Here is a 24,525-nt window from a genome sequence, read left to right as displayed (position 1 = left end):
AAGCCGATGATGAAACGAGACCGTGATGCGGGCCGCGAGTACGCCGAGATCTGGGGCGAGGTGGTCGAGGCGAATCGCAAGCTGCGGAGGATCTTGATTCTGCTCTCCGCGAGCATGGTCTTGGGCGTGGTGGTTCTGCTCAGGGTCGCGGGCGCGGAACCGCCCAAGCCGATTGTGATCCGGGTCGACGAGGTGGGCCGCGCCGAGGCGTTGGCCTACGAGGCCGCGACCGCGCAGGCCGATCCGCTCGATCCCACGACCAAGTACTTCCTGAACCGGTTCGTCCACGACTTCCACTCGCGCCGGCGGGCGACGGCGCAGGAAAGCTGGACGAGGAGCCTCCGGTTCCTGAGCACCGATCTCGCGAACGCGGCGTTCCAGAGGGACGGTGCGGAGGTCGCGAGCGTCGCGGCGGGAACAGCCGACACCGAACTCGAAGTCGAGCAGGTCGTGCTGCGCATCCATCCCGCGCCCGAGCCGCCGCACGGCGCGACGGCGGACTTCGACCTCGTGCATCTCAGAGGCGAACAGGAGCTGAGGCGGGAGCGCTGGACTCTCACGCTTCGGTTCGAGTTTCTCGACTCGATACCCCCCGAGCTCGTCGTCCACAACCCGATGGGGCTCCTCGTCACCTACATGCGCGCCGACCGGGCGCTCGTGACCGGGGGCGACCGATGATCGCGCATCTCAAGGGCCGCGAAAGAGCGCTCGAAGCGTTCGGCTGGACGGGCCGCGAGGCCGAGTGGATCGCGCTGGTCTGCCTCCACAGCGGCGTGTTCACCCGCGACCAGATCCGCGACTGGCTCGAGATCCACCGCCACACCGCGCGCCGCTTCGTCCAGGACATCCTGGACCGGAGACTGGGAGCCGAGGACGCGCTTGAAGGCCGGAGGGTCTGCCGGATCGCCGCGCGCGCCGTCTACCGAGCGCTCGGAGCGGAAAACATACGCCACCGCCGGATCGCGTCACCGGTGGTCCTGATGCGCCGTCTGCTCTCGCTGGACTACGTGATCGGCCACGCCGGCCAGGCGTGGCTCCCGACCGAGCCCGAGAAGGTCGCCGCGTTCGAAGCGCTTGGGCTGGATCGCCGGGTCCTGCCCGGGCGCGCGTACCGAGGCGCAGCGGGCGATATCCGCCGCTACTTCCCCCTCAAGCTGCCCGTCGCGCTGGATGCCGGGCGCGCGGTGTTCGTCTACGCGGATCCGGGCCACGACACGGCGACCGCGCTCCATTCCTGGGGCCGAGTCCACCGGGAACTCTGGGAGGGGCTCCAGGAGCGGGGCCGAAAGGTCGAGGCGGTCGCCGTTGTCCGCACCGACAGCGAGTTCGACCGGGCGGAGAAGGTCCTCGGCAACTGGACCGATCCGGCCCGGTCCCCCGGCCGCGCGAAGGGGTCCGCAACCGGACGCGAGATCCGCCGCGAGATCGAGCGGATCGAACAGGGGATACGCGGCAGGGACAAGCTTGTGATCGGGCGGTACGGCAGCCTCCGGGGCTGCCTGGTGCGGCTCGCCGAACTCCGGTCGGCGCTCCCGGCCGCGCCCTCCGAAGCGATGATCGACGACTTCGCCGTGTGGCGGTCGGCGCGGCTCCCGGGGGATCCGTTTTGAGCGCTGGACGCCCGTGCCGATGCCGATCCGCGAGTGTACATGGCGCTCGGGGGGTCGCCGGACACGAAATCGCGTCTGCGATGGACACGCATCCGATTCCGTATGTCGCTGGCGCGCTTGCGGTTGTGCCACGGCCGCCGGAGCGGCGACGCCGATCCGGCCATCGAGGCCGTGGCTGGGAGCGACCCCCCATCTCGGCATGCCTCGATCGGCATCGGGCAGGATGGCGATGTGCATCCCCATCCTCCCCTCCGCTCCGGGGTCGCTCCCAGCCAGCGTTCCGTCCCGGAAGGGTGTTGGACCGATGAGGCCGGGCACCCTCGCCATCATCGGGAGCGCGGTCGGGGCGGTCGGCGGCCACGCGCTCAGGGCGCCGTTCCCGGCCCCAGGCGCGAACCCGTACCTCGACCTCATCGCGTCGCACGACCCGGGCCTGCACGCCGCCATCCGCGTCTGGCATTACGCATGGCCCGTCGTCGTCGTCGTGCTCGCGGGCTCGTTCGCGCTGTCGGCCTGGCGGGTCTGGCTCCAGCCGCTGTTCAGGTTCAGGCGCCGGGGCAGGCTGCCCGAGTGGCCCGTATCGCCCGAGGACGAGGCGCCCTCGCTCGTGATCGGCGAGCTGCACCATCCGACCGTGCCGCGCGAGAGCGAGCAACCGTCCTGGCTCGTCGTCCCCGAGAAGGGACTCTACACCGGCACGCTCATCGTGGGCGCCGTCGGCACCGGCAAGACCAGCGGCTGCATGTACCCTTTCGCCCACCAGATCCTCACCTGGCGGGCCGACGATCCCGGCCGCCGCGCGGGCGCGCTCGTGCTCGAAGTGAAGGGCGACTTCTGTCATCAGGTCCGAGGCATCCTCGAAGACGCCGGGCGCGGCGACGACTACCTCGAAATCGGGCTCGGCGGGTCGGTCCAGTGGAACCCGCTCGACGATCCGCTGCTCGACTCCTACTCGCTGGCCTACGGCGTCGCGTCGCTCATCAACCAGCTCTTCGGCAAGTCGCGCGAGCCGTTCTGGCAACAGGCGTACACGAACCTCGTGCGCTGGATCATCGAGCTGCACCGGCTCTTCCCGGGCGGCTGGGTCACGCTCCAGGACATCTACCGCTGCACGGTGGACGCGGAGCTCCTGGCCCACAAGATCGGCGAGGCCCAAGAGATCGCGGACCAGGTATCCCCGGTGGACGCCGTTCTCACAGATGAAGACATGATCGCCCACGCCGACGCGCTCAAGAAGTGGGAATGGGAGGAGGACGGCGACGACCGCGTGCGTTCCCGGCTGGACACCGAGCTTCGGGCCAAGCTCGCGAAGCTCGAAGTCACCTACGAGGTGGAGCCGGCCGGAGCCGGCGGAGGCGGCGAGTTCAGGGAGCGGGTCGACGCCATCGAGCGGTGGTACGAGAAGGACTGGTCGAAGCTGGACGCGAAGCTCCGCACCTCGATCGTCGAGGGCATCAGCGTGTTCCTTTCGCTCTTCGACCAGCCGGACGTGGCGGGTGTGTTCTGCCCGCCGCCGCCGGAGACGGAACCTAAGGGCGGCGGTGAGGCCGGCGAAGACGACGAGGACGTGAAGGGTCCGCCAATGCAGGGGCTCCGCCGGAGGCTGCCCCCGCTCTCCGAGTTGATCGAGGGCGGCAAGGTGCTCGCACTCAACATGCCCGCGGGCGCGAACCCGGCGCTCGCGCGCGCCATCGGCGTGCTGCTCAAGAGTGCGTGGATGCAGGCGCTGCTCCGAAGGCCCGCAGAGGCGGCGCGCCGCCCGGACCGCTACATGCGGCCCGCCGTGTTCATCTGCGACGAGTACCAGGCGTTCGCCACCGTCGGCCAGGACGATCCCTCCGGCGACGAGAGGGCGTTCGCGCTCACGCGCCAGTGCCGGTGCATCCCCATCGTCGCCACGCAGTCGCTCTCGTCGCTCCGCTCCGTGCTCCCCTCGGGAGAGGCGTGGCGCACGCTCGTCCAGACGCTCCGCACCCGGATCTTCCTTTCGCTGTCCGACGAGGCGTCGGCGAAGATCGCGTCCGAGATGTGCGGCTCCGTAATGAAGACCCAGCCCTCCTACACCTTCACCGAGACGACCGGCAGGCCCGAGTTCTCGCTCCTGTCCGGGCGCGCCGGGGGCGGACGCGGCACCATCGGCGCGAGCAAGTCGTTCCGCCGGCAGAGGGAGCCGGTGTTCACGCCCCGCGAGTTCGCGCTGCTCGCGAACTACCAGGCGATCTGCCTGCCCTACGACGGCGTCAAGTCGCTCCCCGCAAGGCGCGTCTACCTGAAGCCCCATTACCTGCCCAAGGAGACGGGCTACTGGCAACAGCGCAAGGAGGGCCGGATATGAAGATGAAGCGCGCCAGCGGCGTCGGCCATCTCACCCCGTTCCTTCCCGGCTTGGAGCGTCTACTCGAAGACCCGAAGGTCTCCGAGATCATGATCAACGGTCCCGGGAACGTCTGGGTCGAGCGGGCTGGGCGCCTGGAACCCCACAAGGCGCCCGAACTCACCACCGCCTGGCTCCACCGCGCCGCGATCCACATCGCCCGGCCGCTCGGGCTCGATCCCGCCGCGCGGCCCGTCCTGGACGCCCGGCTCGAAGACGGATCGCGGGTCGCCATCTGTACCCCGCCGGCGAGTCCCGAGGTCGCGATCACCATACGCCGGTTCGGGGGCCGCGCGTTCACGGCCGAGGACCTGGTGCGCCTGGGCTCGCTGCCCGAGGACATCCTCGAAGCCGCCCGGAGCACCCTTGCGTCCCGCCGGAACATCCTCGTCTCCGGCGGCACGGGATCGGGCAAGACCACGCTCCTGAACGCGCTGATCGAGCTGCTGCCCGAGGACGAGCGGATCGTCGCCATCGAGGACACGCTCGAACTCAGAATCGACCGGGCCAACTGCCTCCGGTTCGAGGCCGGGGCCATCGGGTCCGAAGCGGTCGAGATCCGCGACCTGGTGCGCCACGCGCTCCGCCACCGGCCCGACCACATCGTCGTCGGCGAGGTCCGGGGCGGCGAGGCCGCCGACCTGCTGCAGGCGCTCAACACCGGACACGGCGGGTCGCTCACCACCATCCACGCCAACAACGCGCGCTCCGCGCTGTCTCGGCTCGCGAGCTGCGCCATGCAGGCCGGGGACGCGCTGCCTTGGGAGGTCACCTGTAGAGGCGTCGTCGACGGGATCGCGCTCGTGCTGCACGTGGCCCGCCGAGAGGGCCGGCGGTTCGTCGAGGACGCGCTCCAGGTCTGCGGCTACGACGCGGCCATGGGCCGCTGGATCACTGCCCCGTCCGGGGCGCGGCCCGAAACGCAACCGGAGACCGGAACCCATACCCACCCACACCGCAAGGAGGTGAACGCATGACCTGGAACGGCAGCACCATCCTCATCGAAATCATCCCCGTCGACACGTTCGAGGACTTCGACCGCGAACTCGCGCGCGACGGCGGCGAGACGCTCGAAGTAGAGGCTCAACTGGCCGACGAGTACGGCCTGTTCCCCGAGGAGGTCGGGACCGAGGACGAGATCGCGGCCGCATGGGACGATCCGCACGGGGACGCCGGGGAGGTGGACGAGCGATGAAGCACGACGAGTACCACCGCAAGTTCGCCGACACGATCATCAAGCAGATCAGGCGAGGCACCGCGCCCTGGCAGAAGCCGTGGCAGCCGGGCGAGCTCGTCATGCCAAGGAACGTGGACACCGACCGCTCCTACCGGGGCGGCAACAGCCTTCACCTCGCCGCCATGCAGCAGAGCGAAGGCTACGGCGATGTGCGCTGGGGCACCTACCGCCAGATCCAGAAGCAGGGCGGGCAGGTGAGGAAGGGCGAGCGGGGCACCCGCATCCTCTCCTTCCAGGACAAGAAGCGCATCGCCGTGACCGACGAGCGCGGGCGGCCCAGGAGGAACGCCGAGGGCAAGCGCCTCTACCGCTACGAGAAGCTCAAGACGCCCTACGTCCGGCAATACACCGTGTTCAACGCCGAGCAGGCCAACGGGCTGCCCGAGCGCGCGAACCCTACGCCCGAACCGCTCTGGAAGACCCACCAGGAGGCCGAGCGGGTCATGCAGGATGCGGGCGTTCCGGTCCGCCACGTCCAGGGAGACCGCGCCTACTACCACATGAAGCGCGACGAGATCGTGCTGCCCAAGCGCGGGCAGTTCCCGTCGGCCAACCACTACTACCAGACCGCGCTCCACGAGCTGGGCCACAGCACCGGCCACAAGGACCGGATGAACCGCGAGACCCTCATCGAGGGGATCGACGGCGGATTCGGATCGGCCCAGTACGCGAGGGAGGAGCTGAGGGCCGAGATCAGCGCGATGATGACGGGCGAGCGCGTGGGCGTCGGACATGATCCGAGCCGGGGCGCGGCCTACGTCGAGGGTTGGGTCCAGGCGCTCGAAGAGGACCCGCGCGAGATCCGGCGTGCCGCCGCCGACGCGCAGAAGATCTCCGACTTCGTGCTCGTCCGGCACCGCGAGCGCATCGCCGCGCGCGACCCCGTCGCCGTCGCGGCGGTTCGCACGCCCGCGCGGGGACCGCAGCGGATCCAAGTACACGTGCCGAAGCTCCCGGTCCCCGAGCGCGGCTTCGGGCCGAGCCGCTGACCGGTGGGCAGAACTCCAGGAAGGACGTTCGTCCGCACGGCCGAACCGGACCCGCGCCCCGCCGCGCCACCCAGCCGCAATCGCGAACGCATGCGGAAAGGCCACCGCCGAGAATACGCCGCGGACCGGGCGCGCGGGTCCACCTCCTTCCCCGAACGCTGCGACGCTGCGCTCACCGACATCGGCGTCTTCGGCGCGGTCTCCTACCGCGACCTCGCCGAGGCCCGCTTCGGCGGCCATCCGCACACCACCCGCCGCGCCGTCAACGACTGGATCCGCAAGGGATGGGTCAAGGAGCACCGCGCCACCGGACCAAAGGGCAAGCCGTTCAAGGTCCTCTCGCTCACCCGCGAGGGTGTCGCCAAGGCCCGGAAAAAGGCGGCCCGGCGCGGAATGGATCCCGCACAACGGATCCAGACGGAACGCATGAAGCCCGCCGAGGCCGGGCACGACACCGCCATCTACCGCGCCGCCATGAAGGAGAAGCGGCGGCTCCTCGAGGGGGGTGCCACCGTCCGGCGCGTCCGCATTGACGCCGAACTCAAGAGCGCCGTTGCACGGGCCAGCGAGGCCGCCCGGCTCAGGCACGGCAGGCAGGCCGCCGATGACGAACGCCGACGGGTCGCCAACGAACTCGGGCTTCCCATCGATGACCGGGGCAAGGTGCTCTACCCGGACGCTCAGATCGAGTACGAGGACGCCGACGGGCGGACGGGGCGCGTCAACGTCGAGGCCGTCTCCGGCAACTACCGCGAACCGGCCGTCCGCGCCAAGGCCGCCGCCGGGTTCGCCATGCACGCCAACGGCCCGGCCGCGGCGGGCCTGCTCAAGAGACTCGGGATCGGAGGAAGCGACAACGGCTCCTGGCTCCGGGGGCCGGCCGACCGCGACCCCGCCTCCGTCGAAATCTGACTCAAAGTCGAAATCTGACCCAAGGGAGAAACGCACGATGCAGCCTTGGAAGATCAGCGCGGGACTCACCGCCGCACTCGCCGGATCGGTGTTCCTGATCGGCGGATCCCGACTCGAATACCTCGCACCCCACTGGCCGACGATCCTCGCCGAGCACGGCATCGCACTCGCGCTGCACGCCGTGCTCGCGCTCTCCGTCGTCGCGGCCACGATCTACGTCGTCGCTCGCACCACCGGACTCGCCGATCTCGGGAGCCGCGTCGATCTCGCCGAACGGTCCGTTCGGCGCGGCGAGGGGGATGCGGACCTCATCGAGGCGCTTCGCAAGGACACGCAGGGAGAGTGGGAATGAGCGCCCGCTCCCGTTGTACTCGTTGTGGCGCAAGGGTTCGGCCACGGGCGCCCGCCTGCCCGGTGTGCGGCGGCATGGGACGCTGCCCGTGCGGCCGCATCGCCGATCTCGTCCGCACCTCGAACCAGCGGCGATGCTGGCGCTGCGACGAGGATCCGAAAACGCGCCAACCAAGTGCAGTTGGCCAACCATGAACCGCTCGGGACGGACGCAGGCCCAGGTGGCCCGGGACTACCTGCACTCAATCGGCAAAGGCCTCGACAAGCGCGGCAAGGAATGGCGCGGACCCTGTCCGGCCTGCGGTGGCGACGACCGGTTCCGGGTCTCGCCCTCGGGATACTTCCACTGCCGCAAGCATCCCGGCGATCCGCAGCACTTCAAGGCCATGAGCGAAGCGCTCGGATACCGGCCCGGCACCCCGCCCTCCGACTGGTACGAGGCACGGGCCAGGCGCGCGCGGAAGGATCTGGCGCTGACCCAGGAGATCGCCAACGGACCCATCGGCCGGAGGGATCCCCACCGCGGCCGGATCCTCGCGGAAGCGAGAGCCAAGGCCGCCAAGGCCGAAAAGGCGGCGGAGCTTTGCAGGATCGTCGACGCCGCCGTCATGGGCGCAGCGCCCAAGGAGCTGGGCGGCGAGGTTCGCCTGGTCCGCGAATGCGTGCGCCGGGGCGTGCTGGCCGACCTCGCGTTGGGACCCGGGCGCTCCCGCCTCTACTGGACGGGCTCCGTCTGGGTATGCGGGTCGGGCCGGGGCAGCCCGGGCAAGGCGGTCGCGCGGGTCTGGAACATCGGCGGCAAGCGCGCCCGGACCAAGGTCGCGCGCGCCGCTCTCGATGTCCTCTACGCCCATGCACCCGAGCTACAGCCGGACGCCGATCCCATGCTGTGCGGTCTGCCCGGCCGGGCGGTGGTGGACCTCGCGCGGATCGAGGACCGGCCAGCCCGGAGGGAAGACGGCGTCACGCGCTCCCTGGGGTGCGCGCCGGCGGGCGGCGACACCGAACGGTTCGATGCGTTCCTGCACGAGATGTGCGGAGACGACGCGGACGTCGTCCAGTGGCTCTGGCGCTGGTTCGGCTATCTGCTCACCGGCCAGACCGTCGTCCACCGGGCCGTCTTCCTCTACGGACGCGGCGCCGCCGGCAAGTCCACACTCGTCGAACTGCTCACGCGCATCATGGGCGACTACGCCGCCCGCATCCCGCCCGACGGACTCGTCTCCGCACGCGGAAGCTCCGACCGCCACCCGGAATGGATGACCGCGCTCGACGGATCACGGTTCGCCTCCGCCGCCGAAATCCCCAGCTCGGGCCGCCTCAAGGCCGGACTCTTTAAGGTGCTCACCGGCGCCGACACCATCCGCGCCAACCGGATGCGCGCCGACGGCTACTCCTTCCGCCCCACCGCCAAGCTCATGCTCTACGGCAACGCCGAACCCCGGCTGCCGGGATGGGACTCCGGACTCAAACGACGACTCGTCGTCATTCCCTGTACTTCCGCCAGACGACCCGACGAACGACTGCCCGAGACGCTCTGGAAAGAGGCGCCGCGCATCCTGGCCCGTATGATCGGCGAAGCGAACGCGGGCTGGCAGCGGCACCAAGCGGGCAAGCCCTGGATCGCGCCGACGCTCCCCCGGAGCATCGCGACCGCGACCGCGGACCTCTTCGACAGCATGGATCCCCTGGGCGAAGCGCTCAACACGCTGTTCGCCTTCGACCACGCCTACGCAGCGGTTCCGGCAAAGAAAATAGGGGAGATGCTCGCCGGCTACTTCGACAACAACGGCCTCGGCACCGTGCCCTCCGTACGTGCAATTGCCGCGGAACTGCGAAGACGGGGGTGCAAACGCGCCAAGCGCCACGGCGCGAGAGCCTGGCGTGGATGCCGAGAGGCCTGAAATGGGACCGATGACGCCGAATAGACCCTTTGGTTGGGTTGTGCCCGTAGGCGCGCGCGTACGCAAGGGAAACCTACGAAGGGGCCGTAACCGCCCCATTCGGTCCCAAAGACGACAGCCCCGAACCCCTTCTCCATGCCGTTTCGGGGCCTACCGACACCGCGCCCGCCGCGCGGCCAGTCCGAAACCACCGACCCCACCCCACCTCTGACATGCAGGTCTGCTCATGACCAGGACCAGCCAACCCTCGATCAGAAAGCTGCCCGCCGCCTGGCGCCGGCAGGCTAAGACACTCCGCCGGTACGGCGGCCAGGCGCTCGCCACCGCGCTCGATCGCTGCGCCGACGAACTCGAAATCACGATCCAGGAACGCGACGACACCACCTACTCGCTGACCGAGGCGGCCCGCGAGAGCGGATACACCGCCACCCACCTCGGACGCCTCGTGCGCGACGGCAAGATCCCCAACGCCGGGAGGCCCAACGCACCCAGAATCGCGCGCAGGCACCTGCCCCGGAAAGCTCGGGCCGAGCCGCGACTGGCGGAGGAGTCCCGCCGTAGCCACCTTTCAAACGCGCAGATCGTGCAGTCCATCATCTCGAAAGGAATCGAATGATGGTACGCACGAAACGTGGTCGGCGTTCCTACAGCGCCGGTGAATGGGGCCGGAACCGGGTTCGGGTGTTCCCGGATCCGAAGACGGGGATCCTTCAGATCGAGTGGCGGGAGAACGGGCGCAGGCTCACCCGATCCCTCAAGCACCGCGACTGGTCGCGGGCGAAGCAGCAGGCGGACGAGCTGGCCGCCGGGTTCACAAAGCCGGAGCCGAACGGCCACAAGGAGCCCGAGCCGCTCACTCTGGAGACGCTTTTTGACATCTACGGTGAAGAGGTGACGCCCACCAAGGCGGAGGCGTCACAGAAGTACGATCGGGGCACGATGCGGATGTTCCTCAAGTTCTTCGGAAGGCACCGGAGGCCCGATACGCTCTCCAAGAGGGACTGGGACCGGTTCATCCGGGCGCGGCGGTCGGGGAGAGCCGGGCGCAGTGGTAGGCCTGTGGGCAACCGAACGATCCAACAGGACTTGAAACTGCTGATCGCGATCCTCAACTGGGCCGCGAAGTCCAGGGACGTGGAGGGGAGGCTGCTCCTCGATTCCAATCCCCTTCGGGGGCTCAAGACTCCCACCGAGAAGAACCCGACTCGGGTGCTTCTCACCGACGCGGAATACCAGGCGTTGCTCCGGGCATCCGAGGCGATGGACTGGCGGTTTCGCGTGGCGCTGGTGATCGCCCACGAGACGGGGCACCGTATCGGTGCCATCCGCCAGCTCCGCTGGTCGGACATCGACCTAGAGGCCAAGATCATCCGCTGGCGCGCCGAGAACGAGAAGACCGGGTACGAGCACCGGACGCCGGTCACGGCCGAGGTGCTCGCCGTCCTGGAGGAGGCACGGATGCAGAACCCCAGGGGCTGGGACTCTCCCGTGTTGCCCGCGCCGAAGGACTCCTCGCGGTGCCTCGACCGGTCTCGGGTGCGCGTCTGGTGGGACAAGGCCCAGAAACTTGCAGGACTGGAGCCCAAGCGCGGTCGCGGCTGGCACTCGCTAAGGCGGAAATTCGCGTCCGACCTCATGGATCAACCGCTCAAGGTGCTCTGCCAGCTCGGCGGCTGGAAGACGGCCCAGACCGTGCTTCAGTGCTACCAGAGGCCCGACGAGGGACAGCTTCGGAAGGCCTTGGAAGCTCGCCATGAGGCGCGCAGCTGAATCTCGTTTGGCGGGAATCAAACAACGGGAACTCGACCGAGAAATCCCGTAAGCTCAAGTGGTCACATCAGATCCGCAGCCGGATGTTTATGTCGGCCACCCACAGCTCGTCGGGCCCGGAGGCCGAGAAGTCCCGCCTCACCAGGTCCGGCGCGGGCCGGGCCTCGGTGTCCCTCTTCGTCGTCGCCGTCTTGAAGCGCCGCCTGGTCGCGCCCTCGATCCCCAAGCCCCTCATCAGCCGCCCCACGCGCTTCTGGCCCACCCGCTCGCCCTCGGCCCTGAGCGTCGCGTGGATCCGCGGACGGCCGTACGTCTCGCCGCTCCCGGTCCAGATCGCCCCGATCCGCGCCTCGAGTTGCGCGTCCCGCCGCGCGCGGTCCGAGGCAGGACGCTTGAGCCAGTCGTAGTAGCCGCTGGGGGAGAGACCCAGCACCCGGCACATGGCCCGAAGCGGAAACTCGGCCCGGTGCGCCTTCATGAACGCGTACCCCCGCCGGGGATCGATCCGCTCTCCTGCGCGGGGCACCGCCGCGCAGCGGTGGTCAGGCCGCGGCTTTTTTTAGGATGTCCCGCTCCATCCTGAGCCGCTTGTTCTCACGCTCCAGGCGCCGCAGTTCGTTGCGCGCCTCCGTCGTCAGCCCGTCGCTACGGAACCCCTCGTCCACGTCCGCCCGCCGGACCCAGTTCCGGATCGTCTGCTCCGACGGATCGAACTCCCGGGCGAGTGACGCGGCGCTACGCCCGCTCCTCGCCAGTTCCACCAGCCGCTCCCTGTACTCGGACGGATACCGCCCCTGCCGGCCCGCCATAGGACACCTCCTTGCTTGACCCCAATGGATAGGTGTCCGTCAAAGCGGGGCAACTCCAGAACCGCCGTTCTTCGCCCACCATGGAACGTATCGTCTCAACTTCAGCGCCGCGTTTGGATCATCCAGCACGATCAACCCCTCCTCCATCGCCTCCTTGATGAATCGCGACGCCTTCGCGCTATTTCGTTTTGCAATCTTGAATCGTTGGCGCACCGAACGGTTCGTCACGTACTCCTGTTCTACGTATCGAAGGCAGGCGTGAAGGTAGATCGCCCGCACTCGAGCCTTCTTGTCCAACTTCGACAGCGGCCGGGCCGCGAAGAGCACCACCCGCGTGTTGTTATCTATCGCCTCGGCGAGCGGCGCAGGAAGCTCGTGCCGCTCGCTTTCAGATACGACCTTATCCCACCCGCTACCCCTCTCCTCGCAGATCCCGATCCGCCGCATGAGCGACGCGAGCGATTCATTTCGCGACCGCGGAGGTGAGTCGACGAAGCGGTCCGGCTCGACAAGCGGTGCGCCGGGGTTCGTAATCTCGATACGGTTTTCAAAGATCTCCACCAGCGGCGCAGCCCCCGTCACAAAGAAATCCTGGTGGAGCAGCGCGTTCGCCACGAGTTCTCGTACGGCCAGTTCCGGGAAACGTCGCCTCGATGTTCTCAACGCTGCCTCGATCACTTCATTCGATGGCAGCATTCCGTTGATGATTCGGATCACCTCCTCGAAGTTCGACGCGTATCCCCGTTCGCCGACCTCTTCTCTTACCGTTTCCGTTCGCCCATCGCCAGCGTATTGGATGATCCGTACAGCCTTTCGGCGAAGCCTGGGCAGCCTTGTCAGCTGTTTCGCAAACAACACCGCTCCCAAGTTCGTCACGTTCCAGCCACCGGCATCGCACGGGCGGATAAGGTTGTCCGCTTCCAGTGCGCGGAGGATTCCCGTTCGGTTTTCCGGCAAAGGCAGTCTTAGCAAATCGAAGTACGACGGATAATCGAGAAGGCCGAGCACCTCCTCGTCCGGCACTCGCTCCAACGCGATGCGATCCTCAAACGGCGTGTCGTCGAACGTGTTCCAAAGCAGCCGTTCCTTCTCCGGAAAATCCTTCAGACTTCTCTTGTAGGAGCCGATCCGGATGTACTCTTCCCCACGGAACTGAACGGGCTGCTGGAACGCGCGATCAACCTCCAGTACAACGACCGACCGTCCATCGACGAGCACTTCAGAGAATCGGAAGTTGATCCGCGGTGTGAGTCTCTGAACCAGCCAATTCTCCAGCTCTTCATTGCGGATCTTTTTCTCGTTTGGCTTGAATGTCGTGCCGACGACTTCATGATCATCATCCGATATGCCCCAAATCATGTATGCCGATGGCTTGCCCTCCAGGGCTGCGGCGTTTGCCAAGGCGGAGATGTATTCGCCGATTCGTCGCGGATTAGAATTGTTCACCTTGAATTCAAGCCACGTCGTCTCACTGGACAGCTTACGCAGCTCCGCAACAAGGCCTGCCAAGTACTCCCGGTCCTGAGTTGACCCCATCTCTCCTCGCTTCGATTGCACCGATCAGGTCACGCTGGGGACCCTCGCCCGCGAGTCACGACCGCGGGCAGCCACACTTATAGCGTGGACGCTCGCGGGACACTTCGCGATCGTCAAGCGCCCGTCAAATAAACGTGATCAACGTTAACATGTTATGGTTCATGCAGTTTGCCGCTTTTGCGACATCCTTCAAGGGAGATTTGCAGAACCCGATCAAACAAACCGAGACTCCTTCGTTATCCGTTTTCTGCCGGTCTCCCAGTTGCCTTCCGGGCGTTTTTCGGCTGAGCGGAGATTGTCGATCGAATCCCACGGCGACCCGCATCGGTTCATCGCCGATTCCAGCGAGCGCGGGTCCGCTACCATTGCGCGCGAACTCCCTGCGCCCGGGCGCGGGGGGAAGGTCAGGCTGACCGGGCCCGGATGGTTCCTCAAGATGCCCAAGCCCACGCGCCTCGCGCTGGAGATGGCGCTGCATGAAGAGCAGGAACGGCGCGCGCTCGAAGGCGAACTGGCGCAGTTGGAGCGAGCGTGGCGCGAAGCCGAGGAGATCGCGGCGATCGCCGACAACCTGCTCCTTCCCGAGCACACCGACGAGTTCCTGGACCGCCACGCACCTCGGGAAAGGTCCGGCGGGCCTCCCTGATCGGGGACTTGTCGGGCGGACAATCAATCGATCCCGGACGCATGGTGACTGACAACCCTCGCGCTGGAGTCGCACGTCTAGTCCGTGGCCTGTGTGCGTGTCACGGCAGCTCCGCCGACTTCGATCCACCTCTCGGGAGACGCTCCCAATGAACACTCTCCGATTCGCCTCGGTTTCCTCCTGCCTCCTCATGGCCGTATTGGGCGCCCCCTCCACTCTCCTAGCTCAGGAGACCGTCGAAATCCCGGGCCGTGACCAGGGTATCGACGCCAACTTCGAGGAGGTCTACAGCGTCGGCGTCCTCGAAGGCGAGTCTTGGGAGATGTTCGGCCAGGTTGCCAAGGTGGCTTTCGACGCGGCGGGCAACCTGTTCGTGTTCGACGAGTTGGGATCCAGGGGGGTGAGAGTTCTGGTGTTTGACTCCGCCGGAGGCTTCCTGCGGGAGTTCGGCCGCTCGGGCCAAGGTCCCGGCGAGTTCGACTACCCGGCCGGATTCGCGGTGTTGAGGGACGGAACCACGGTCGTGAGAGATCTCGGCCACGGCGCCTACCAACTCTTTGACGCATCTGGCCAGTATCTCCGCATGGTGCGCACCAGCGACTCACCTGGTGGCGTTGCCAGCTCGCGTGCCCTCCATAGCGATCCTCGCGGCGGAGCCGTGTTCGCCGGTGGTTTTGGTGCCAGCATCGGCCTCCGCGGCGGCGGCGGCGGTGCCCCGGCTGCGCCTCCGACATCCCGTCCGGTCACGTGGGTGGGGCTCGAGGGCGAAGTCGTCGAGACCGAGACCGTGGCCGATGGTTGGCTGCCTCCCCGCGGGGAGCCTGCCAAGGGCATGGCTGAAGACATCAGAATAGGAGGCGGATCACTCGCGGACGCGCTTGAACAAGTTGCCTTCCCGGCAGTCTTTGAGCCGCCGCTCCTGGTGGGAGTGCTTCCAGATGGTGGCATAGTCTACTCCGACTCTTCCGCCTACGCTCTGAAGATCACGCCATCGGGCTCAAGAGCAGTAACGCGCATAGTCCGGAGGCCGTTCGAGCCCGAGCCCGTGACGCCCGCCATTGAACGGGACTACGAGGAACGACTGGCCGCCCGTGTGAGTGCGCCGCGTGCGAGCGGCGGCAGCGTGAGGTTTGCGATTGAGAGACCGTACTACCACGAAGTCCCCGTCCTTCACCGTCTCTCCACCACTTGGGAGGGCCGGATCTGGGTGCAACGCCGCGGCGAACACCCGGAGAGCGGCGGACCGATCGATGTTGTGACTGCCGATGGGGAGTACGTCGGCACCTACTCCACCGACGCGACCGCGCTGCCGCACGCGTTCGGTCCGGACGGACTGGCGGCGTTCATCGAACTGGACGAATTCGACGTGGCCAGCGTGGTGGTGCGGAGGCTGCCGAGCGTGGTTCGCTGAACCCCATCGCGGGATGGCCCGCCGGGCGCGTCTCCGGCAGCCCGGAAATGGGCTGTTACGCGCGCAACTTCCGCGATCCGAGCCAGACGCCCAGGACCCCGATCAGCGGGTTGAGCCAGGGGAGCCATGCCGGCTGGCTGGCGCTCATGGTCGCCTCCAGCATCGACACGTCATCGGGGCGGGGTCCCGCCGCCATCTCCACCGGCATCAGGGCCGACACCACTCCGAGCACGATCATCATGGCGATCAGAATCGTGGCGCCCTTGGCATCGTGCGCCACCCGGGCACAGACCCATCCGCCGATGTACGCCCCCACGAACCCGAGCCCGATGGAGCCGAGTATCCAGCCGCCGGCTACCTCCCACGTACCCGGCTGGAAGGCGCGCGAGGGGCCCAGCATCAGCCACAGAAGCGATGAGAGTGCGAAGAGCACGGCGACGATGGCAACGTAGCCGACGATCGCGGCGAGGATGTTCTTGAGCATCATGTGCCTCCCTGGTACGACTCGGCCGGAGGATGCAAACTCCCTGCGCGGTCGTCAACTCGAATCGCCCGCCACTGGAAGGGTGGGCGAACGATATGAAGGGCGGAGCTCAGAATACGACGCGGTAGGAGGCGCTGAGCGCTCTTCCGGCCTCGGGCATGATCTCCTTCACCCTCGACAGGTGATGCCGGTATTCGGTGTCGCCGAGGTTCTCGAGGTGGAGCGTGACGACGTGCAACCGCCCGCCGAAGGTGAAACGCACGCCGCCCGAGAGGCCGAAGATCGCGTATCCGTCGGTCGATTGCTCGAACCTTCCCGTCCGCTCCTGGCTCTTCGCCATCCGCGTCTCGGCCTCCACGAACCAGTCCACCGGCGAATACCCGATCGCAAGGCGACCCTGGAGCGGGGGCATGAACGGGAGGGGTTCGTTCGTGGCGCGCATCGTGCCGCGCACGTACGACGCGACGGCCTCCACCTTGAATCCGGCCGGCTCCGACCACTCGAGCATGCTCTCGAAGCCGGTCAGAACGGCGTCCTCGCCCACGAACTGGTAGATGGGGAGCCGGATGCGGCTGAGTTCCCCCGTCGCCTGCGGGAAGACGTAGCCCGAAATGGCGTTCCGGAACCACGTCGCCTCGGCGCTCAGGCGTTGTCCCGTGATCCGCCCGAACACGTCGATCCCGAGTCCGGTTTCCGTCTCCAGCGAGGGATTGCCGACGTCGAATGAATTGGACGCGAGGTGTGGCCCCTCCGAGTAGAGTTCGTGTACATCCGGGGTGCGAAAGGCACGGCCCACGCTCCCACCCACCGTGAGGGGGCCGGACAGCCGCAGAAGCGCACCGAGCGACCCGGAAAGCGCGCCGAAGGAACGTGCGCGGATGTGTCCGATGTCGGAGAACTGATCCTCCTGGTCCGGTTCCAGCTCGACCCGATCGTAGCGGAGCCCGGCCTCGATCGAGACCGGATCGAGCTGGATCTCCTCGAGGAGATACGCGGCCTGTGTCCTGCGCCGGGCGGGCGGGGTGTAGAGGACCCCCCCGAATCCGAAGTCCTCCCACGAGACCCTCGTTCCGATGGCGCCCGATGTGAACGGGCCCCATCGCCCGTGCCGTGCCCGAGCCTCCCCGCTCAGGATCTCGCGCTCGTACTGCGCACCGAGGATGCCGGAGGACTCCATCTCGTGATGCTGGTACGACGTGTAGCCCGCATCGACTTCGATCGCCTCCAGGCCCTGCCCGGGCCGGATGACGCTGCGGAAGCGGCCCGCGACCCTCTCCTGCTCCGTGCGCACCGGGTTCGTGTGGCCGCCGAGGAAGCCTCCGGGGATCCCGTAGTCGTTCCTGAAGACGCGAAATGAACCGCCCGCGTATCCCCAATCGTCCACCCACGAGGTGCCGGCCGACGCGCTCCATACGTCGGTCTGCGTCCCCGCGAGCCTCCCGATGGGCGTCCGCAGATCCCCTGACTCTCGCTTCGAGACCTCGACGCGGAAGGGCACGTGTTCGGTGATTCCGACGGTCATCTCGCCGCTTCCCCCGAGGGCGCGCGTCGCCGACTGCGCCTGCATCGAGGCGAAGCCGGTCGGGCGGTACGGCACCGCGCGGGGTATCTCCTCCCGCACCACGTAGATCACGCCTCCGAGGACGCTGCTGCCGTAGAGAATCGCGCTCGGCCCGCGAATCACGTCGATTCGCCGAGCCGTGGAAGGGGAGAGCGCCGAGGCGTGGTCGAGGCCGCTGTTGATGACGTCGCCCACGCGCCGGCCGTCCTCGAGCATCAGGATCCGGTCTCCGGTCAGGCCGCGGATGACCGGCTGGGCGGTGCCGGGCCCCATGCTGTTCACGGCGACGCCCGGAACCGTTGCAACCGTCTTCGCGACGGTTCCCGCCATCCGTCGCTGCAGTTCCTCCCCCGTGAAGACGGCGGAAGGCCGGATCGCCTCGTTCGCAGCCGTTGGGCTCAGGACCGCCGTGACGACGAGTTCCGGCGAAGGAACGGCGGCGACTTCAAGGTCGACCGTGGCCGACTCCCCGTGGCCGACCTCGAGGGTCGTCGTTGCGTACCCGAGACGATCGACCCGGAGCTGGTACTTTTCGGCATCCGGCACGGCGATTCGGAACGCGCCGTCTCCGTGCGTGACGGCGCCGCGGCCCGTGCCGACGACCGTGACCGTCGCGCCCGCGAGAGGCATCCCGCCCTCCGTCGACCGGACGATCCCCTCGAGGATGCCCTCGTCCTGTTGCACCTGCGCGGCCGAAGGCACGGCAGCGGCGCTCAGGCCCATGCTCAGAAGAAATGGAACTGCGATGAGTCGCTTCATTATCCCCGTCCTGGAACCCCGGCTTGCTCTCGCTCGCTGCCGGTGGGATCGCACCGGGGGAGTGGCCGAGAGTGTCTCGGCCATGATGATAATGGGTTCTCATTAAAAGGCAACCGAAGCAGGTCTTGTCCGCGGGCGGCCTAGAAGCGCAGCAGTGCCGCCGCCCAGTGGAACCCGGCGCCGAAGGCGGTCAGCAGGACCAGGTCGCCGGGTTTGATCCGCCCCTGATCGCGGGCCTCCCACAGGGCCAGGGGCACGGACGCGGAGCCTGTGTTGCCGTACTCGTGGACGTTGACGAAGACCCGTTCATCGGAGAGGTCCAGCCGTTTCTGGACCGCATCCAGGATCCGCAGGTTGGCCTGATGCGGCACGACGAGCGCCACCTCGTCCATGGAGACGCCGGCCTTCTCCAGCACCTCGTGGGACGCCGCGCTCATGCGGCTGACGGCCTCTGCGGAACACCTCCCGTCCCTGCATGACGACATGTTTGTGGAGCCCTTGCTCCACCCGCTCGACGGTGGTGGGCACGCGCGTGCCGCCCGCCTCCACACCGAGAATGTCGCTCTTGCTGCCGTCCGTTCCCGCCGTGGCGGCCACGATTTCGACCGCGCCAGGGCCCGGTCCGACGACCGCCGCGCCTGCTGCGTCGCCGAACAGTACACAGGTGTTGCGGTCTTCCCAGTCCATGAGCCGCGTGAGGAGTTCCACGCCGATCACGAGCACCCGGCGGCCGTCCGCGAGGGCCCGGGAACGGGCGATGTCCAGTGCCAGCACGAACCCCGCGCAACCGCTGCCCGCCAGGTCGTAGCACGGGATGTGGCCGACGCCGAGACGAGTCTGGACGAACGCCGCCGTATCGGGGATGAAGACCTCGGGCGTGTCGGTCGCCAGGATGATCTCGTCGATATCCGCAGGCTCGAAGGCGCCGTCGGCCAGAGCCGCCCGGGCCGCGGCCAGCGCCAGGTCGGCCGTACTCTCTTCATCCCCCGCAATTCGGCGCGTGTGTATCCCTGTCCGCGTCACGATCCATTCGTCCGACGTGTCGACGTACTCCGTCCACTCGTCGTTCGTCATGACGCGCTCGGGCAGGTAGATGCCGAGGCCCAACAGGCCGATGGGGTGCGGGTTTCCGATGCCTGGCTGGTCCACTTCGTCCTCGCCCTGGTGAGTGACCGCTCGGGTGTGGGGCATGGGGAACCTCATGGCCAGAATGGGGCGATATCGTATGATGTAAAATTATGTCCTGCTGACGTTGATTAAATGTTCACACACCGCAAGTCGGGAGGTCCGAGGAAGTGCAAGACTTCGAGGAACTGGGCAGAGAGGTTCAGGCCCTGCGGGACCGGCTCTCGCGCCTGAGCGACGCGAGTCTTCGGATCAGCGAGAGCCTGGACGTCGACACGGTCCTTCGCGACGTGGCGGAAAGCACGCGCGCGCTCACCGGTGCCGGCCGGGCCGTCATCGCGACGATGGACGGCTCCGGCGGGCTGCGCGATTTCGTCTCAGCCGGCCTCAGTGCCGAAGAGCACGGGAGGCTGCTGGAACTCCCCTACGGGCCGGAGCTGTGGGCGTATCTGCGCGAGCTGCCGGAGCCGCTCCGGCTCGGCGACCTCGCGGCCCACCTGGGTTCGCTCGGCTTCCCCGAGGACCGGACCTTGGCCCGGAGCTTCCTGGGGACGCCGATCCGCCACCGGGGCAAGCGGGTGGGCGGTTTTTACCTCGTCGACAAGGAAGGCGGCCGGGAGTTCACCAAGGGGGACGAGGAGGTCCTGGTGCTGTTCGCCTCGCACGCCGGAGCGGCGATCGCCAATGCGCGCACCCACCGGGACGAGCAGCGGGCGCGGGCCGACCTGGAGGCGCTGATCGACACGGCACCGGTGGGCGTGGTGGTGTTCGACGCCCGGAGCGGGCAGGTGGCGTCGCTGAACCGCGAGGGGCGCCGCATCCTGAAGGACCTCTGTCTCCCCGGCCAATTGGCGGAGGATCTCCTGGAGGTGCTGCGCGTGCGCCGGGCGGACGGCCGCGAGGTGGCGCTGGACCGCACGCCGCTGAAACAGCTCCTGTCGGACGCCGCCGTGGTCCGCGTCGAGGAGATCGTGCTCGAGGTCCCGGACGGCCGCAAGCTCAACACGCTCATCAACGCCACGCCCATCCACTCGGAGCAGGGCGAGGTCGAGTCGGTGGTCGTCACGCTGCAGGACCTGACGCCGCTGGAGGAGGTGGAGGTGCTCAGGGCAGAGTTCCTGGGCATGGTGAGCCATGAGCTCCAGGCGCCGCTGACCTCGATCAAGGGTTCGGCGGGGACGTTGCTCGGGGCATCGACAGCGCTGCGTCCGGCCGAGATGGTCCAGTTCTTCCGCATCATCGACGAGCAGGCCGACCACATGCGCCAGCTGATCGGCGATCTGCTGGACGCGGCGCACATCGAGGCGGGCAGGCTGTCGGTCGCGCTCGAGCCTGCGGATCTCGCGGCCGTCGTGGATCAGGCGCGGAACCTCTACGTGAGCGGAGGGGGCACGAACCCCGTCCTCATCGACCTGCCGCCGGACCTGCCCCATGTGCTGGCGGACCGGCAGCGCATCGTCCAGGTGCTGGGCAACCTGCTCTCCAACGCGGCCCGCCACTCGCCCCGATCCTCCCCCGTCCGGGTGACCGCGGAGCAGGAGGGCGTTCATGTGGCCGTCTCCGTGATCGACGAGGGCCCCGGCATCCCGGCCGAGCGTCTGCCGCACCTGTTCCGCAAGTTCGCCCGCAGCGCGCGCAGGGACCGCGGGCGGGGAGTGGGAAGCGGCCTGGGCCTGGCCATCTGCAAGGGCATGGTGGAGGCGCACGGGGGCCGCATCTGGGCCGAGAGCGCCGGACAGGGGCCGGGCGCGCGTTTCACGTTCACGATCCCGGCCCTGGACGAGGCGCGGCCCGTTGTCGCGGCGGCGCCGTCGCGCGTTGCGCGGGAGCTGCGCGCCGGGGCCGGCGATGCGCTGCAGGTGCTCGTCGTCGACGACGATCCCAACGCGCTCCTGTACGCCCGTGGCATCCTCGAGGAGGCGGGCCACCGCGCGATCGTGACGGGCGACCCGGACGAGGTGCCCCTGCTTCTCGAGACGCACCGGCCCGACCTCGTCCTGCTCGACCTGCTCCTGCCCGGGACGGACGGGATCGAGCTGATGCAAGGCCTGCCGGCGCTCGCCGACCGGCCGGTCATTTTCATGTCCGCGTACGGCCGCGACGAGACCATCGCGCGGGCCCTTGAGACCGGCGCGGCCGACTACCTGGTCAAACCGTTTTCGCCGACCGAACTCGTGGCTCGAATCAAGGCGGCGCTGCGCAAGCGGGCCGGACCTGCCGAGCCCTACCGGGTGGGCGACCTCGCCATCCATTACGACGAGCGCCGGGTCACCCTGGCCGGCCAGCCGGTCGAACTGACCGCCACCGAGTACGATCTGCTGAGCGCCCTGTCGGCCAACGCGGGCCGGGTATCGTCGTACGACTATCTGCTGCGCCGCGTCTGGCGCTCCCGGCGCGCGGGGGAACCTCGGATCGTGCGCGTTTTCGTGAAGAAACTGCGCGACAAGCTGGGCGACGACGCGAGGAACCCGACCTATATCTTCACCGAGCCACGGGTCGGCTACCGAATGGCCAGGCCGGGGGATGGCTGAGTCGGGGGCACCTCACGGTTTGAGCCTGACCGCCTGGTCGAGCCCCTGAACCGTCGTCACGGTGAAGGAGTGCGTCCGCCCCAACGTCGCGGGCAGAACGTCCTCCCAATCACGGAGGATGCTCCTGATCCGCCCGGTTGCCGGGTCGCTGACGATGGAAAGTGAACGTTCGTCCGCCGCATTCACGGTAACCGTCCCTTCCGGCCCCGTGAGCGTCAGCCTGTCCAGGGATTCGGCCCAATCCGCCTCGATCGGGACGGTGAAGAAGAAGTACTTGTTGCCGAACTTGTCCTCCCCCGGCGTAAACGCCAGGGACAACTCCACCTGCCCGTCGTCTCGGGTCCCCTCGAGGCGATACGGCCCGGCGCCCTCGGGAAGGCGCGCCGTGGTGGTCATGCGGAAAGGCGGTTCGATCCTGAGTTCGCCGTCCACGACTCCGCCCCACAGGACGACCATTTCGGACCTCTGTCCCGCCCCGGCCACGGCACGTGCCGTCTGAGCATCCGCCTGTGCGCGGTAATCGATCACCTTCTCGTAGTAGTAGTCGCTGAGCCAGCCCTGCTCGTAACAGTAGCCCATGATGTCCCGGCGGCGATCCGGCGGCACCAGGTTGCCGTCACGGAAGTCGTACCCCCACACGCCGATGCTCCCGTTGGCGTAGGGGAACTCCGGATCGCTGTACAGGGCTCCGCCGCACGGCGCGTGGCGCAGGTCCAGGCTGTGGCCCACTTCGTGCGCCAGTTCCGTGTCCCATGCCTTGCCGATGCTCACCCAATCGCCGAAGCTCGCCAGGCCCCGTACCGTCCCGTTCACGCTTGACGCCGCGCCGTACCAGTAGCCCCGCCCGTTCTCCGCCGCGCGTACGGCCACCAGCTCGAGGCGAAGGCGCCACTGGCCGCTTTCGGTGGTGAGGTCGAGCGATGTGACGTAGGTCTCCCGGGTCCTCGCGCGGAACTCGAAGAAGGGGAACGCGTAGCGTAGCAGACCGACCTCCGGGCTGTCGTCGCCGATGTTGTCGGTCCACTCGTAGATGGATAAGTCCGGCTCCTCCGCTTCCACGACGGGAACCACCGTCAGCTCCATCGGAGGCGCGTAGATCACATTCAGCGGCCGCGCACCGGAGGCCGGGAACCGTGGCTGGCTGCCTGGGGCGAGCGGCACTGTTCCTGCGGGATCCGCTTGTACGACCAACTCGGTGCCCGGCACGATGTGCGTACCCGGAATCACGGCGTTGTACGAATTGCGTAGATGCCCTTCGTCGGCGAACGTCGCCAGCAGGTCGCCGTCGCGCCGCATCACCACGCGGTGAACTTCCCGCCCGCCGCGAGAGAACGTTGCAACCACCTCGGGCTCGAAGAAGGCCTGCGACTCGTCGGCCGTCAGGAACACACGCAACAGCGCGTCGCGGCCCGCGATGAGCGGTACATCGCCCTCCGGGCGCTGGATGGCCTGCGTGAGATACACGACCGGCATCGTCAGCGTGACACTCTCCGGATTCCCACAGGTCGCCCCGTCCACCACGCTCAGCCCGCCGAGCCAGCGCTGGAAGGTCTCGGCCGGAGACGCGCACATGCCGGTATTCGCGAACGTGAGGGCCTCAAGACCCTCTAGCTCGGTCAACTGGAAGGGAAGCCGTCCCTCCATCTCCCGGTTGCCGCTCACGCTTAGGGTGTCCAGCTCGGCCATGGAGCTGATCACGATCGGGAAACCGCCGGACAGGCTGTTGTCAGCGAGGTTCAACACCCTGAGCTCGGTCAGGTTCCCGATCTCCGGCGCCAGCGGCCCCCGCAGGCCATTGGCCGGAAGTGCGAGTTCGTGCACACGCCCATCCGTGGTGGTTACGCCGTGCCAGTCGTTGAGCGGTGCGTCGCTGTTCCACTCCGTGCTCGTGGCCCACGCATCGCCACCGGTGTTGGTGAAAAACTCTCCGAGCGCGCGTCGTTCGACTTCGGCGGGATCACACTCGTCGCCTTCCGCCCCAACCTCGACGAGCCATTCCTGGAACTGGCCGTCGATCTGTGCGCAGGTCTTCGTCCCATAGAACAGGAACTCCGAGAGGAATTCGAGGTTCATGAGGCTGCGGGGCAATAGTCCGCTGAGCTCCGGATTGTGGCATAGACTCAGGCGTTCCAGAGTCCGGATGTCGCCAAGTTCGGCCGGTACCGGTCCCGACAGGTTGTTCGCACACAGGCCCAGAAAGGTCAACGAGGGGAGTTGGCCGAGCTCGGGCGGGATGGGGCCGCTGAGGTTGGTCCTTCCGAGATCAAGGTCCCGCAAGGCAGGAAGCCCACCAAGCTCAGGCGGTATGCGCCCGGACAGCGGGTTGTCGCCGATAGAGAGGACTTCCAACCTCGTCAGGTTGCCGAGTTGGGCGGGGATTTCGCCGGTGAGGTCGTTCAGGAAGAGCCAGAGGACCTCCAGGTTGGCAAGGCTGCCGAGCTCGGGTGGAATGGTGCCGGAGAAGTCGTTCCTCGGCAGAAGGAGATCCTTGAGCGAAGTCATGTCGCCAAGTTCCG

The 24,525-nt window shown here is 67.8% G+C and carries 22 protein-coding genes; 14 read left to right on the top strand and 8 right to left on the bottom strand.

Annotated elements, in window-relative coordinates; genetic code table 11:
- Positions 1–6: 6 nt before the first annotated feature.
- The 11 genes from ACOOGH_RS14850 to ACOOGH_RS14800 all read left to right on the top strand — a co-directional run bounded on the left by ACOOGH_RS14850 (position 7) and on the right by ACOOGH_RS14800 (position 11,147).
- On the top strand, positions 7–678 hold the full coding sequence (locus ACOOGH_RS14850; protein WP_420449656.1) for a VirB8/TrbF family protein: 672 nt from the start codon (positions 7–9) through the stop codon (positions 676–678).
- Complete coding sequence (locus tag ACOOGH_RS14845; protein ID WP_420449655.1) at positions 675–1,610, top strand: hypothetical protein; 936 nt, start codon at positions 675–677, stop codon at positions 1,608–1,610. The genes ACOOGH_RS14850 and ACOOGH_RS14845 overlap by 4 nt, the downstream gene beginning before the upstream one ends.
- 304 nt (positions 1,611–1,914) lie before the next feature.
- Positions 1,915–3,945 carry a type IV secretory system conjugative DNA transfer family protein gene (locus ACOOGH_RS14840; RefSeq protein ID WP_420449654.1) on the top strand — a complete coding sequence of 677 codons (2,031 nt, stop codon included), beginning with the start codon at positions 1,915–1,917 and terminating at the stop codon, positions 3,943–3,945.
- The gene (locus tag ACOOGH_RS14835; RefSeq protein WP_420449653.1) at positions 3,942–4,961 is read left to right on the top strand and encodes a CpaF family protein; all 1,020 of its coding nucleotides are present in this window, start codon (positions 3,942–3,944) and stop codon (positions 4,959–4,961) included. The genes ACOOGH_RS14840 and ACOOGH_RS14835 overlap by 4 nt, the downstream gene beginning before the upstream one ends.
- Complete coding sequence (locus ACOOGH_RS14830; protein WP_420449652.1) at positions 4,958–5,179, top strand: hypothetical protein; 222 nt, start codon at positions 4,958–4,960, stop codon at positions 5,177–5,179. The genes ACOOGH_RS14835 and ACOOGH_RS14830 overlap by 4 nt, the downstream gene beginning before the upstream one ends.
- Entirely contained in the window at positions 5,176–6,210 is a 1,035-nt protein-coding gene (locus ACOOGH_RS14825; RefSeq protein WP_420449651.1) for an ArdC family protein, read from the top strand. Before ACOOGH_RS14830 ends, ACOOGH_RS14825 begins: the two co-directional genes overlap by 4 nt.
- 3 nt (positions 6,211–6,213) lie before the next feature.
- The gene (locus tag ACOOGH_RS14820; protein ID WP_420449650.1) at positions 6,214–7,122 is read left to right on the top strand and encodes a hypothetical protein; all 909 of its coding nucleotides are present in this window, start codon (positions 6,214–6,216) and stop codon (positions 7,120–7,122) included.
- Between the two features lie 37 nt (positions 7,123–7,159).
- Complete coding sequence (locus ACOOGH_RS14815; protein ID WP_420449649.1) at positions 7,160–7,474, top strand: hypothetical protein; 315 nt, start codon at positions 7,160–7,162, stop codon at positions 7,472–7,474.
- A gap of 190 nt (positions 7,475–7,664) precedes the next feature.
- Positions 7,665–9,377 carry a DNA primase family protein gene (locus tag ACOOGH_RS14810; RefSeq protein ID WP_420449648.1) on the top strand — a complete coding sequence of 571 codons (1,713 nt, stop codon included), beginning with the start codon at positions 7,665–7,667 and terminating at the stop codon, positions 9,375–9,377.
- A 226-nt stretch (positions 9,378–9,603) separates the two neighbouring features.
- Positions 9,604–9,993 (top strand): hypothetical protein, encoded by a 390-nt coding sequence (locus ACOOGH_RS14805; protein WP_420449647.1) that lies wholly within the window; start codon positions 9,604–9,606, stop codon positions 9,991–9,993.
- Positions 9,990–11,147: a tyrosine-type recombinase/integrase gene (locus ACOOGH_RS14800; protein WP_420449646.1), complete on the top strand. Its 1,158-nt coding sequence runs from the start codon at positions 9,990–9,992 to the stop codon at positions 11,145–11,147. Before ACOOGH_RS14805 ends, ACOOGH_RS14800 begins: the two co-directional genes overlap by 4 nt.
- Positions 11,148–11,214: 67 nt before the next feature.
- Here the strand turns inward: ACOOGH_RS14800 and ACOOGH_RS14795 are convergent, their stop codons facing one another.
- The 3 genes from ACOOGH_RS14795 to ACOOGH_RS14785 all read right to left on the bottom strand — a co-directional run bounded on the left by ACOOGH_RS14795 (position 11,215) and on the right by ACOOGH_RS14785 (position 13,492).
- Entirely contained in the window at positions 11,215–11,625 is a 411-nt protein-coding gene (locus tag ACOOGH_RS14795; RefSeq protein ID WP_420449645.1) for an IS3 family transposase, read from the bottom strand.
- A 64-nt stretch (positions 11,626–11,689) separates the two neighbouring features.
- Positions 11,690–11,956 carry a transposase gene (locus ACOOGH_RS14790; protein ID WP_420449644.1) on the bottom strand — a complete coding sequence of 89 codons (267 nt, stop codon included), beginning with the start codon at positions 11,954–11,956 and terminating at the stop codon, positions 11,690–11,692.
- 39 nt (positions 11,957–11,995) lie between these two features.
- A complete protein-coding gene (locus ACOOGH_RS14785) occupies positions 11,996–13,492 on the bottom strand; it encodes an ATP-binding protein (protein WP_420449643.1) in 1,497 nt (498 codons plus the stop codon).
- Positions 13,493–13,787: 295 nt separating this feature from the next.
- Here ACOOGH_RS14785 and ACOOGH_RS14780 point away from each other — a divergent pair, with 295 nt between their 5' ends.
- Together ACOOGH_RS14780 and ACOOGH_RS14775 are read left to right on the top strand one after the other, a co-directional pair.
- Positions 13,788–14,138, top strand: a complete 351-nt coding sequence (locus tag ACOOGH_RS14780; protein ID WP_420449642.1) for a hypothetical protein — start codon at positions 13,788–13,790, stop codon at positions 14,136–14,138.
- Positions 14,139–14,286: 148 nt separating this feature from the next.
- Entirely contained in the window at positions 14,287–15,549 is a 1,263-nt protein-coding gene (locus ACOOGH_RS14775; RefSeq protein WP_420449641.1) for a 6-bladed beta-propeller, read from the top strand.
- Positions 15,550–15,604: 55 nt separating this feature from the next.
- On the opposite strand, the gene ACOOGH_RS14770 is transcribed toward ACOOGH_RS14775, so the two are convergent.
- The 4 genes from ACOOGH_RS14770 to ACOOGH_RS14755 all read right to left on the bottom strand — a co-directional run bounded on the left by ACOOGH_RS14770 (position 15,605) and on the right by ACOOGH_RS14755 (position 19,544).
- Complete coding sequence (locus ACOOGH_RS14770) at positions 15,605–16,036, bottom strand: hypothetical protein (RefSeq protein ID WP_420449640.1); 432 nt, start codon at positions 16,034–16,036, stop codon at positions 15,605–15,607.
- Positions 16,037–16,142: 106 nt separating this feature from the next.
- Positions 16,143–18,353, bottom strand: coding sequence for a TonB-dependent receptor (locus tag ACOOGH_RS14765; protein WP_420449639.1), 2,211 nt, complete (start codon positions 18,351–18,353; stop codon positions 16,143–16,145).
- 140 nt (positions 18,354–18,493) lie between these two features.
- A complete protein-coding gene (locus ACOOGH_RS14760) occupies positions 18,494–18,724 on the bottom strand; it encodes a 3-oxoacyl-[acyl-carrier-protein] synthase III C-terminal domain-containing protein (protein ID WP_420449638.1) in 231 nt (76 codons plus the stop codon).
- The gene (locus ACOOGH_RS14755) at positions 18,660–19,544 is read right to left on the bottom strand and encodes a 3-oxoacyl-ACP synthase III family protein (RefSeq protein ID WP_420449637.1); all 885 of its coding nucleotides are present in this window, start codon (positions 19,542–19,544) and stop codon (positions 18,660–18,662) included. Before ACOOGH_RS14755 ends, ACOOGH_RS14760 begins: the two co-directional genes overlap by 65 nt.
- A gap of 104 nt (positions 19,545–19,648) precedes the next feature.
- On the opposite strand from ACOOGH_RS14755, the gene ACOOGH_RS14750 reads away from it, so the two are divergent.
- Positions 19,649–22,009 (top strand): ATP-binding protein, encoded by a 2,361-nt coding sequence (locus ACOOGH_RS14750; protein ID WP_420449636.1) that lies wholly within the window; start codon positions 19,649–19,651, stop codon positions 22,007–22,009.
- A 12-nt stretch (positions 22,010–22,021) separates the two neighbouring features.
- On the opposite strand, the gene ACOOGH_RS14745 is transcribed toward ACOOGH_RS14750, so the two are convergent.
- Positions 22,022–24,511: a M66 family metalloprotease gene (locus ACOOGH_RS14745; protein WP_420449635.1), complete on the bottom strand. Its 2,490-nt coding sequence runs from the start codon at positions 24,509–24,511 to the stop codon at positions 22,022–22,024.
- Between the last annotated feature and the right edge of the window lie 14 nt (positions 24,512–24,525).

The sequence above is a fragment of the Candidatus Palauibacter sp. genome (assembly GCF_965213655.1).
In the GTDB taxonomy this organism is placed as follows: domain Bacteria; phylum Gemmatimonadota; class Gemmatimonadetes; order Palauibacterales; family Palauibacteraceae; genus Palauibacter.
The sequence above is the reverse complement of the archived record's forward strand: the minus strand, read 5'-3'. Positions and strand labels throughout refer to the sequence as shown.